Origin of the sequence: Streptomyces sp. NPDC050636 (assembly GCF_040654775.1) — a bacterium.
In the GTDB taxonomy this organism is placed as follows: Bacteria; Actinomycetota; Actinomycetes; order Streptomycetales; family Streptomycetaceae; genus Streptomyces.
Genome location: NZ_JBFAIP010000277.1, coordinates 1 through 1,124 on the forward strand (window position 1 = coordinate 1; position 1,124 = coordinate 1,124).

At 64.7% G+C, this 1,124-nt stretch carries 1 protein-coding gene; it reads right to left on the reverse strand.

Annotated elements, in window-relative coordinates; genetic code table 11:
* A partial coding sequence (locus tag AB0I10_RS41250) for an IS630 family transposase (protein WP_363157865.1) occupies nucleotides 1-1,088 on the reverse strand: 1,088 nt, incomplete at its 3' end.
* Between the last annotated feature and the right edge of the window lie 36 nt (nucleotides 1,089-1,124).

The window sequence follows — 1,124 nt, forward strand, 5'->3', positions numbered from 1 at the left end:
TGACCTGAGTCGGAGATTCTCCGACAGTAGGCGGCGACTTTGTCGAGGATCTCGTCGGCGGTCTTCGTCCAGACGAAGGGTCTGGGGTGTTCGTTCCAGTCGGCGAGCCAGATTCGGATGTCGCGCTCGAGGGCTTGGACGGAGCGGTGGACACCGCGGCGGAGCTTCTTCGCCGTCAGCTCGCCGAACCATCGCTCCACCAGGTTCAGCCACGATGAGCCGGTGGGTGTGAAGTGCAGGTGAAAGCGGGGATGTGCCAGCAGCCACTTCTTGATGACAGGTGTCTTGTGGGTGGCGTAGTTGTCCAGGATCAGGTGCACGTCGAGGCTTGCGGGGACTTCCCGGTCGAGCTTGGCCAGGAACTTCTTGAACTCGGCGGCCCGGTGCCGGCGGTGCAGTGAACCGATCACTTTGCCGCTGGCTACCTCCAGGGCCGCGAACAGGGTGGTGGTGCCGGCGCGGACGTAGTCATGGCTGCGGCGTTCGGGAACCCCGGGCATCATCGGCAGCACCGGCTGGGACCGGTCCAGGGCCTGGATCTGTGACTTCTCGTCCACACACAGCACCAGTGCCTTCTCTGGTGGATCGAGGTACAGGCCGACCACATCACGGACCTTGTCGATGAACAGCGGGTCCGTGGACAGCTTGAACGTCTCGGAGCGGTGTGGGGCCAGGGCGAAGGCACGCCAGATCCTCGAGACGGCCGACTGGGACATCCCGGTCGCCGACGCCATCGACCGGGTCGACCAGTGCGTGGCGTTCGCTGGCTTCTCCTCCAGTGTCTTGACGATCACCCGCTCGACATCGGCATCGGTGATCTTCCGGGGGACACCTGGCCTGGGCTCGTCGGAAAGGCCGTCCAGTCCGCGGTCGAGGAAGCGCCTTCGCCAGGTGCGGACCGTGTCCGGAGCGACCTTCAGCCGTCGTGACACCTCCATGATCGAGTGCCCCTGGGCGCACTCCAGCACGATCCGGGACCGCAGGGCCAGAGCCTGAGCAGTCGACCGGCGACGCACCCACCCCTCAAGTACGGCCTGCTGGGCATCCGTTACCGACAACGGCGGGATCTTCGGGCCACGATGATTCACACCAAACCAACGAAGAATCTCCGACTCAGGTCACTA